At 69.9% G+C, this 9,724-nt stretch carries 9 protein-coding genes; 4 read left to right on the plus strand and 5 right to left on the minus strand.

Annotated elements, in window-relative coordinates; all coding sequences use genetic code 11:
* Both AC1D1T_RS26115 and AC1D1T_RS26120 read right to left on the minus strand, forming a co-directional pair.
* Positions 1–938 (minus strand): DNA topoisomerase IB (locus AC1D1T_RS26115; RefSeq protein ID WP_477992778.1); only part of this gene is annotated, 938 nt, incomplete at its 3' end.
* Positions 939–999: 61 nt separating this feature from the next.
* Positions 1,000–1,461 (minus strand): PA2169 family four-helix-bundle protein, encoded by a 462-nt coding sequence (locus AC1D1T_RS26120; RefSeq protein ID WP_465112998.1) that lies wholly within the window; start codon positions 1,459–1,461, stop codon positions 1,000–1,002.
* Positions 1,462–1,652: 191 nt separating this feature from the next.
* On the opposite strand from AC1D1T_RS26120, the gene rpoN reads away from it, so the two are divergent.
* On the plus strand, positions 1,653–3,131 hold the full coding sequence (rpoN, locus tag AC1D1T_RS26125; RefSeq protein WP_477992779.1) for an RNA polymerase factor sigma-54: 1,479 nt from the start codon (positions 1,653–1,655) through the stop codon (positions 3,129–3,131).
* A gap of 129 nt (positions 3,132–3,260) precedes the next feature.
* Positions 3,261–5,120: an ATP-binding protein gene (locus AC1D1T_RS26130; RefSeq protein ID WP_477992780.1), complete on the plus strand. Its 1,860-nt coding sequence runs from the start codon at positions 3,261–3,263 to the stop codon at positions 5,118–5,120.
* 1 nt (position 5,121) lies between these two features.
* Here the strand turns inward: AC1D1T_RS26130 and AC1D1T_RS26135 are convergent, their stop codons facing one another.
* On the minus strand, positions 5,122–6,555 hold the full coding sequence (locus AC1D1T_RS26135) for a sigma-54-dependent transcriptional regulator (protein WP_477842683.1): 1,434 nt from the start codon (positions 6,553–6,555) through the stop codon (positions 5,122–5,124).
* Positions 6,556–6,676: 121 nt separating this feature from the next.
* Between AC1D1T_RS26135 and AC1D1T_RS26140 the strand changes: the two genes are divergently transcribed.
* Positions 6,677–7,243: a DUF1003 domain-containing protein gene (locus AC1D1T_RS26140; RefSeq protein ID WP_477842685.1), complete on the plus strand. Its 567-nt coding sequence runs from the start codon at positions 6,677–6,679 to the stop codon at positions 7,241–7,243.
* Positions 7,244–7,550: 307 nt separating this feature from the next.
* On the opposite strand, the gene AC1D1T_RS26145 is transcribed toward AC1D1T_RS26140, so the two are convergent.
* Positions 7,551–7,910, minus strand: coding sequence for a hypothetical protein (locus AC1D1T_RS26145; protein WP_477992781.1), 360 nt, complete (start codon positions 7,908–7,910; stop codon positions 7,551–7,553).
* A 136-nt stretch (positions 7,911–8,046) separates the two neighbouring features.
* Between AC1D1T_RS26145 and AC1D1T_RS26150 the strand changes: the two genes are divergently transcribed.
* Positions 8,047–8,556: a hypothetical protein gene (locus AC1D1T_RS26150; RefSeq protein ID WP_477992782.1), complete on the plus strand. Its 510-nt coding sequence runs from the start codon at positions 8,047–8,049 to the stop codon at positions 8,554–8,556.
* Between the two features lie 117 nt (positions 8,557–8,673).
* Here the strand turns inward: AC1D1T_RS26150 and AC1D1T_RS26155 are convergent.
* Positions 8,674–9,724: GGDEF domain-containing protein (locus AC1D1T_RS26155; protein ID WP_477992783.1), on the minus strand; the 1,051-nt coding region annotated here is incomplete at its 5' end.

The raw sequence follows: 9,724 nt of genomic DNA on the forward strand, positions 1-9,724 counted from the left end.
AGCCGCGCCGGCGTCGCCTCGAGCACCCGCGGGTGCACGTACGACTTGCGGCATACCGCCACCGTGTTGCCCAGCCGCTGCGCCACGTCGGCCAGCACGTCGTTCAGCTCGCGGCGCGTGAAGCCTTCGTCCTCTCGCTTCTCTTCGGTCCGCTCGCCGGGCAGTTCGCCCAGCAGCGCCAGCGCATGCACGCTCGCATGCCAGGTGCGGAAGTTCTTCGCGGTGAATTCGGCCCCGCTCGCCTCGCGCAGGTAGTCGTTGACGTCGTCGCTGCCGATGCCGTGCAACTCGCCATCGTCGCCCTCGTACTGGAACAAGGCCTGTCCCGGCATCGCCTGGCAGCGCCGCACCACGCGCGCGACCCGCGGGTCTTCGAGCGCCACGCGGTGCTGCACGCCGCTCTTGCCGCGGAACTGCAGCGTGATCTCGCGCCCGTTCACGCGCGCATGCCGGTTGCGCAGCGTCGTCAGGCCGAACGAGCCGTTGCTGCKGGCGTACTCGTCGTTGCCGATGCGCACGAGCGTCGTGTCGAGCAGGCGCACGACGGTCGCGAGCACGGTCTCGCGGCCCGGCCGCGCGCCGCCATCCTTCAGGTCGCGCTGCACCCGCGCCCGGATGCGCGGCAGCGCCTCGCCGAACTCCAGCATGCGGTCGAACTTGTCCTCGTCGCGCACCCGCCGCCACTCGGCGTGGTAGCGGTACTGCTTGCGGCCGCGCGCATCGCGCCCGGTGGCCTGCACATGGCCGAGCGGCGACGGGCAGATCCACACCTGCGTGTACGCGGGCGGGATCGCCAGCCGCCGGATCCGCTCCAGTTCGCTGCGCTCGCGCAACGGCCGCCCGTCCGGGCCGATGTAACTGAAGCCGGTGCCGCGGCGCGCCCGGCGGATGCCGGGCACCGCATCACTGACGTACTGGAGGCGCTGGCTGGCGGGCACAGTCCCTCTGCAAATTCGACCGGGTGAAGTTTTCTGACGCCGGTAAGAACATCGGCAGGATTTACGTTCCGCTCTTCGCGCGTTCGCGGTCGCGCAGCATCTTGATCTGGTCATGGTTGCGCTGCACACCGAGCTGCATGCGCGCCACCACCGACTTCACCGGCTCCGGCAGGTCGTCGTCGCGCAGCGCCGCGCGGTAGCGGGCCAGCGCCGCGTCCTCGCCGCGCTCGCACTCGTCGAGCATCGCCTGGTCGGTGTAGCCCACCAGCGAGCCGCGCACTGCGACCCAGCCGCGGTGCAGCGAGCCGGCGGTCGTGCCGTCGTCTTCCGGTTCGCCCCCGTACTGCGCGACCAGCGGCGCCAGTTCCTCGGCGGCGCGGCGGCATTCGTTGGCGCGTTGCGTGAACAGCGTGCGCAGCTCTTCCGACTGCACGTGCTTCGCGCAGGCGAGGAAGCCGAATTCGCCGTCCTTCGAGGTCTCGATCAGGTCGTTCAGGGTGTCGACGATGTCATCGTGGCTCATGGTCAATTCCTTTCAGTTGGAGGCCGTGAGGCCCGTACCCTCCTCCGGCACTTGGCGTGCCCGCGGCCCTCGGTGGCACATGTGTTGCAGAGCGATGACTGAGATGTTTTCCCTGCGAGGCATCGTCCTACGACGAGCTTCCGCCGGGGATCACCAGGGATCATGAAAACCAATCTCAAGGAGACCGCGGAATGAATGCACCGACCCTTCGAACCGAGGCGCGGCAAGTCCAGGGACTGACGCCGCGCCTGCAGCGTGCGGTGCGCCTGCTGCAGCTGTCGTCGCAGGACTTCGTCCAGGAAATCCGCGACAGCATGGTGACCAACCCGTTCCTCGAACTCGAGGAGGCCGGCCCCGACGTCGTCGCACCCGCCACCTTCGACCCGGCGCTGTCCGAGGCCGTGCCGATCGCCGAGGCGGACACGCTCGCACCGGCCAATGACGCGACGATGGACACCGCGATGGAGGCCCCGCCGTCGGCCGAGACCGACATGGCGTTCGAGCGCGACAGCTGGCAGGCCGGGCCGGGCAGCACCGGCGGCGGCTCGGGCGACAGCGACATCAGCGCGATGGAGCTGGTGGCCGCCGACATCGACCTGCGCCAGTACCTGCGCTCGCAGATCGCCATGCTGCCGCTGGACGAGCGCGACCATGCGCTCGCCTGCACGGTCATCGAGTCGCTCGACGACGACGGCTACCTGCGCACCGGCCTCGATGAACTGGCGACGCTGGCCGCGCTGTCGCCGGCGGTCGAGTCCTGCGAGATGAACACCGCGCTGAAGCTGGTGCAGTCGCTGGAGCCGGCCGGCGTGGCCGCGCGCAGCGTGGCCGAATGCCTGCTGCTGCAGATGCCGCAGATCGAGGACGCCGACGAGCGTGCGCTCGCCGGGCGCATCGTCGCGCAGCACCTGGCGCAACTCGCGCAGCGCGACATCGCCGGCATCGCGAAGGCGCTGGGCGAGCCCCCCACGCGCGTGCACGCCGCCTGCGAGCGCATCCGCCACCTCGACCCGCGCCCGGGCTGGCGCCATGGCGCCGAGAACCTGAACTACGTGACGCCGGACGTGATCGTCAAGAAGGTGCGCGGCACCTGGGCCGCCGCGCTGAACCACGCGGTGATCCCGCGCGTGAAGCTGAACCAGATGTACGCGAACCTGTTCCAGCAGCACCGCGGCGGCGGCCACGGCGAGATGGCGGCCCACCTGCAGGACGCCCGCTGGACGGTGCGCAACGTGCAGCAGCGCTTCTCCACCATCCTGTCGGTGGCGCAGGCGATCCTGAAGCGCCAGCACCGCTTCCTCGACGTCGGTCCGCTCGCGATGAAGCCGCTCGGCCTGCGCGAGATCGCCGACGAGGTCGGCATCCACGAGTCCACCGTGTGCCGGGTGACGAACAACAAGTACATGGCGACGCCGGTCGGCGTGTTCGAGCTGAAGTACTTCTTCTCGCGCGGCATGCACACCGCGAGCGGCGGCAGCACCTCCCCGACCGCAGTGCGCGGCGTGATCCAGGGGATCATCGAGGCGGAGGACCCGAAGAAGCCGCTGTCGGACGCCCAGATCGCCAAGCTGCTGACGCGCCAGGGCCTGACGGTGGCGCGCCGCACGGTGACCAAGTACCGCCAGTTGCTGAAGGTCGAACCGGTCGAGCGGCGCAAGCGGGCAGCCTGAATCAAAAAGTCACAAACCGAGCGGGCACGACACTTGCCAGCAGAAGTCCAGCGGCCAGCCGACAACCGATGTCGGCGCCGTCCGACAGACCCCGGCCCGCAACCGAATGCGGGCGACCGAAAGCCCTTCATGCAGGACCGCGCCCTCACGCTCCACGCCCTCGGCTCCACGCTGTTCGACCGGTTGCCGCAAGCGGCGCTGCTCGTCGATGCCCAAGGGCATGTGCTGGACGCCAACCCGGCCGCCCTGGCGCTGGTGCGCGGCGGCGACCTGCCGTCCGACCTGATGCGCCTGGCGCCGTCGCTTGCGCTGGGCCGGGCGCTGACCGACGGCGAGGAATGGGCCGGCGAGGTCAGCATCGGCTCGGACGACGGCGTGCGCCCGTTCGATGCCCGGTTGCTGAAGGTGCCCTGCAACGACGGCGCCCGCTTCGTCTGCCTGCTGCAGCCGGCACCGCAGTCCGCACGCGACGGCGGGCGCGATTTCCGCCATGTCGCCGATGCGGCACCGGTGATGATCTGGCTGGCCGGCCCGGACCGCTGGTGCGAGTGGGTCAACAAGCCGTGGCTGCAGTTCACCGGCACGACGCTCGACGAGGAACGCGGCAACGGCTGGACGCAGGTGGTGCACCCGGAAGATCTCGAACGCTGCATGGGCATCTACTCCACCAGCTTCCATGCGCGCCAGCCCTTCGTGATGGACTACCGGCTGCGCCGCCACGACGGCGTCTACCGCTGGGTGCTGGACAACGGCGTGCCGCACACCAGCAGCGACGGCCGCTTCCTCGGCTACGTCGGCAGCTGCGTCGACATCCACGAGCGCCGGGAGCTCGAGGAACGCCTGGCCGAGCGCACGCAGGCGATGCGGCTGTCCGACCGGCGCCAGGGCGAATTCCTCGCGCTGCTGTCGCACGAATTGCGCAACCCGCTGGCGCCGATCGCCAACGCGGCCAGCGTGCTGCGTACGATGGAAAGCGACAACCCGACGATCGGGCGGCTGCGCGAGATCGTCGAGCGCCAGGTGGCGCGACTGCGCCGGCTGATCGACGACCTGGTCGACGTGACGCGCGTCGCGCAGGGCCAGATCACGCTGATCAAGGAACCGGTGGCGGTGGATGCGGTGGTGCGCACCGCGCTCGACGGCCTGCGCACGAAGCTCAGTGCCGCCGGCCACACACTGAAGACCGAGTTCCCGAAGGAGCCGGCGTGGGTCGACGGCGACGCGCTGCGGCTCGCGCAGGCCGTTTCGGCGATCGTCTACAACGCATCGATCTTCTCGCGCGATCCGGGCGAGATCGCGGTGTCGGTGCAGGCCCGTGGCGGGCAGGTGCTGGTGCGCGTGAAGGACCGCGGGCAAGGCATCGCCGCCGACTTCCTGCCGCATGTGTTCGAGCTGTTCGCGCGCCACGATGCCGGCACCGCGGCACGCCGGCCGGGGCTGGGCGTCGGCCTCACGCTGGCACGGCGCATCGCGATGCTGCATGGCGGCGACATCGCGGCTTCCAGCGCCGGCCCGGGGCTCGGTGCGGAGTTCGTGATCAGCCTGCCGCAGGTGGCTGCGCCGACCGCCACGGCGGGCGCGCGCCACAAGCCGCTGGTGCTGGTGCCGGAAGAGACCTACCGCGTGCTGGTGATCGACCCCGATCCGGAGACGCGCGACGTGCTGCGCCTGCAGATGGAGCTGTGGGGCCACGAGGTGCAGACRGCGCCGACCCCCGAGGCCGGGCTGCGGCTCGCGCGCAGCCAGCGGCCGCAGATCGTGCTGTGCGACATCACCCAGCCCGATTTCGACGCCGCCGGGCTGCTGGAGCCGCTGCGCAGCAGCCTGGTCGGCATGCCGGTGTTCTTTGCGGCACTGAATGCACGCGGCCGCCACGACGATGACGAGGCGCGTGCGCTGGAGGCGGGGTTCGACGCCTACCTGATGAAGCCGCTGCGGCCCGAGAACCTGGGTCGCCTGATCCACGCCTTCGCGACCCGGACCGCGTAGGTCATGACGGCGCCCAGCTCCGGTCTTCGAGGTCGGCGGGACGCGTGTCCCCGTCGCCCGCCGCCTGGTATTCCTTCAGCCGGTTGTAGAGCGTCTTCAGGCTGATGCCCAGCGTCGCGGCCGTCTTCTCCTTGTGGCGGCCGAGGTACTCCAGCGTCGCGAGCGTCACCTGCCGCTCGATCTCGGCCAGCGGCGTGCCGACCCACACGGTGATCGCCGGCGCCCCGCCCTCGACCGCGACCGGCGAGGTCGGGATCGACGCGCCCGACACCTCGCCGTCCGGCGATTGCGGCAGGCACTCATCGTCGATCATGCTGTCGAGCGCCATCACGTACGAGCGGTACACCACGTTGCGCAGTTCGCGCACGTTGCCCGGCCAGTCATAGCGCGACAGGCGCTGCAGCGCGAGCGCGGAGAAGCGCTTCGGCGTGCCCTCGCGCTCCGAGATCTGCTGCACGAAATGATCGGCCAGCAAGGGCACGTCGTCGACCCGCTGGCGCAGCGCCGGCAGGTGGATCGGGAACACGTTCAAGCGGTACAGCAGGTCCTCGCGCAGCTTGCCGCTGGCCACCGCCTGCAGCGGGCTGCGGTTGGTGGCGGCGATCATCCGCACGTCGGTCTCCAGCGTCTGCGTCGAGCCGACGCGCATGAAGGTGCCGGTCTCCAGCACGCGCAGCAGCTTGACCTGCAGGTCCAGCGGCATCTCGGTGATCTCGTCGAGGAACAGCGTGCCGCCGCTCGCCCGCTCGAAGAAGCCCTGGTGCTGCCGGTCGGCGCCGGTGAAGCTGCCCTTCTCGTGGCCGAAGATCTCGCTCTCGATCAGGTGCGGCGAGATCGCGCCGCAGTTGACAGCCAGGAACGGCTTGCCGCGCCGGCGGCTCAGGTCGTGCACCGTCCGCGCGACCACCTCCTTGCCGGTGCCGCTCTCACCGGTGATGAACACCGTGACGGCCGTGCCGGCGACGCGCTGCACCTGCTCGTAGACGCGGCGCATCGGCGCCGAGCGGCCCCACAGCGCGCCGAAATGGCCTTCGCTCTCCAGCGTGGCGAGCAGGTCCGACGACTCCGCCTTCAGCAGCGACGGCTTGGTCACGCGCGACAGCACGCCCTTCAGCTGCTTCAGGCTCATCGGCTTGACGAGGTAGTCGGCCGCGCCCAGGCGCAACGCCTGGATCGAGGTGTCCAGGCTCGCCTGGCCGGTCATCAGGACCACGTCGGTGTTGCTCATGCCCTTGGCCTCGTTCAACAGCTCCATGCCGTTGCCGTCGGGCAGCATCAGGTCGAGCAGCACGATGTCGGGTTCCTGCAAAGCCAGCTGCCGGCGCGCATCGCGCAGCGATCCCGCGGTGGCCACCGTGAAGCCCTCGCTCGCGATCAGCATCGCCATCGTCTCGGCCGAATCCGGCTCGTCATCCACCACCAAGGCGTGCGGCATCACAGAACTCCTCTTGCAGGCCGGTTGGCCCGCAGCAAGCGGCCCGGACACGCCGGGACCACGCGGAACCGTCGGGCACAGCGATTGCCATGACAGTTCATCCAGCACTCCACCGCCGACCATGCATCGGTCACCATCCAAAGCTTCCTCTCCTGCAAGCCACCGCAGCAACTACCGCAGCGCCGGGTCGGTGGACGACCTGACGCAAGCCAATGTGCAGGCCATCCAGCGCCTCGAACACGAGGCGAGCCGCGTGCGCGGCCCGATGGACCGCTTTGCCGACCACGTCAGCTCGTTCTGCGGCAGCGCCGCGTTCTTCTGGGTCCACGTGGTGTGGTTCGCCGGCTGGATCGCGTTCAACCTGCAACCCGGCCCGAGGGCGTTCGACCCGTATCCGTTCACCTTCCTGACGCTGGTGGTGTCGCTGGAAGCGATCTTCCTGTCGACCTTCATCCTCATTAGCCAGAACCATGCCGCCCGCATCAGCGAACGGCGCAACCAGCTCGACCTGCAGATCAACCTGCTGACGGAGCAGGAGAACACGAAAATGTTGCAGTTGCTTGAACGCATCGGGCATGCGGTCGGCGTGGTCGACGACAAGGACCCGAGCCTGCAGGTGCTCGAGCAGGCGATGCGGCCCGACAAGCTCGCCGAGCAGATCGACAAGGCGGCGTCGGATGGCGCGTGACTGTCGCCGCTTGCTGCCGTCACCGTGGTTGACGTCGTTACTGCTGATCACCGGATCGTTCCCTCATCGGCCCGAGCCAGCGGCCAAAGTGCGCGACGATAGCCTGCGCCGCAGGGCCCTCTCGCGTGCAGTGGTAACGAGGCGTCAGTGCGGGTGCCGTCGACGCTGCGGCACGGCTTGCGAGTTGTCACACACCGGGGCCTGCGCAGGCCGCCCGTGTGTGCCGGCCCCAACGCCGGCAACGGCACCTTCACTCCGGGGATGGACAAGGTGTCGTGCCGCATCGGGATGACTTCCCGTTCCGCGTTCAACCGAGCGCGAAGCAACGAAGGTGCAGATCGGCACGGGCACCGTTGCCCGCCATTTGCCTGGCGCAGGCGCGCAGGGCCTGCGACACCGCCGCCACGAGCTTCGAGGGCGGGCGCACCGCACGGCCCTCGCGCAGCAGGCTGTCGACCAGGAAACCGTCTTCATCGATCATCTCGGCGAGCAGGCGCTCCTCGTCGTCGAACAGCACGGCGCGTGGCGACTCCTTCGAGCCGAAGAGCAGCAGGTAGCGAGCGCAATTGTTGGTTTTCATGACGGCTTTTTCTGGCGATGCAACATCTGGATGCCGGATGCTCGCGCAGGCCCGGTTCGCGAGCCAGTCCACAGTGCCGGATTCCAACGTCGGAAAACGCCTACGCGGTCCTACAAGGCAGCCGGCGCCCCTCCTGTCCTCCTACAGGGGTTCGCGACGCTGGCTGGTGTACCGGTGCCCCAACCCGGCCTATCGTCGCGCCATCCTTATCGGGAGTCCCCAGATGCGAGCCCATGCCGCCCCCACCGCCACCCGTTCCCGCGAGGCGGGCCTGCCGATGCCGCACGACGTCCACCCGTGGAATGCGCCAGGGCAGGACACCGGGCTGGTGCTCGACCGCGACCGGCAGTTCGTGCAGATGCTGCGCCACTACCGCGAGAGCGGCGGCCTGGCGCGCGGCGACGAGGTGGTGGAGCGGCTCGCGCAATGCGGCAACCGGGGCGTGCCGGCGCTGGCGCGGCAGATCGTCGAGCGCAGCGTGATGAGCTTCGAATGGCGCAACGAGCTGTGGCTGCCGATGTTCCAGTTCGATCTCGCCGACATGGCGCTGAAGGCCGGCCCGTTGCAGGTGGCTGCCGAGCTGGCCCCGGCGTTCGATGCGTGGCACACCGCGTTCTGGTTCGTGCAGCCGAACCCGTGGCTGAAGGGGCGGATGCCGGTGGACGTGATCAACACCGAGCTGGCCGAGGTGCTGCAGGCCGCGCGGACCGACCGGTTCGTCGCTGCAGGTTGATGACAACCCCTCGCTCGATGGGTGCATCGAACGATCCCCCGAGGGGGATGCGGGCCGGCAAGGTCCACGAGTGGGCCTCTTCGTGGCCCTTGGCGGCCCGGCGCTCGGCCCGCTGCGTCAGGGCGTGACGCTGCCGGCCGGCATCACCGGCGCGGGTGCGTCGGCGGCTGAGGCGCCGCGCGACACCGGAACACCCGCCGCGCCGCCGATGCGCGCCACGCAGCGGTTGCGGCCGCCCCGCTTGGCTTCGTAGAGCGCTTCGTCGGCGCGCCGCAGCACGCTGCTGACGGTGTCGCCGCTCTCGGCGAGCGTGACGCCGATGCTGATCGTGATGTTGCGGTCGGGCAGCCAGCGCGACACGTCCAGCCCGGCCACCTTCATGCGCAGCCGCTCGGCCGCGGCGATCGCGGTGTCGATGTCGACCTCGGGCAGCACGACGATGAACTCCTCGCCGCCCAGCCGGCCCAGCTCGACCGGCTCGCGCCCGCCATCGCGCAGCACGCTGGCGATCGCGCGCAGGATGTCGTCGCCGACCAGGTGGCCGTGCTCGTCGTTGATCATCTTGAAGAAGTCGAGGTCGACGATCAGCAGCGCGCAGGCCCGGCCGTCCGCCAGCATCGCCTGCAGCGTGCCCAGCACGTGGCGGCGGTTCGGCAGGTGCGTCAGCTCGTCGGTCATCGCGAGGTCCTGCATGCGGTGGCTGGTGCGGCGATGGCGCCAGACCAGCACGCCCATCACCGCCACCAGCAGCGCGGCCAGCGCGATCACCACCGCGCGCAGCGCACTGGCGCGGCGCTCCTGGTCGAGCGCACGCTCGGTGGCCGCCTTCTCGCGCATCAGCAGCTGGTTCTCCTTGTCCTTGGCGGCGCTGTCGAACTCGACCTTCAGCGTCGCGAAACGCTGGTCGAGCTGGCGGTGCAGCAGCTCGTCGGAGACGGCCTTGTACTTCTGCTGCTGCTCGAAGGCACCGCGCCAGTCGCCCTGGTCGGACAGCGTCGTCGCCAGCTCGCCGTAGGTGGTGGCCAGCTCGGCGCGCGAATCGGCGGTGGCGAACACCTTCTGCGCCTCGCCCAGCGCCGCCGCCGCATCGCCGGGGCGGCGCAGCAGGCGCATCGCGATGCCGCGCTGCAGCAGCACCTGCGCGCGCAGGCGCTCGTCGGGCGTGCGG

The organism is Rhizobacter sp. P2_H3, assembly GCF_056403355.1.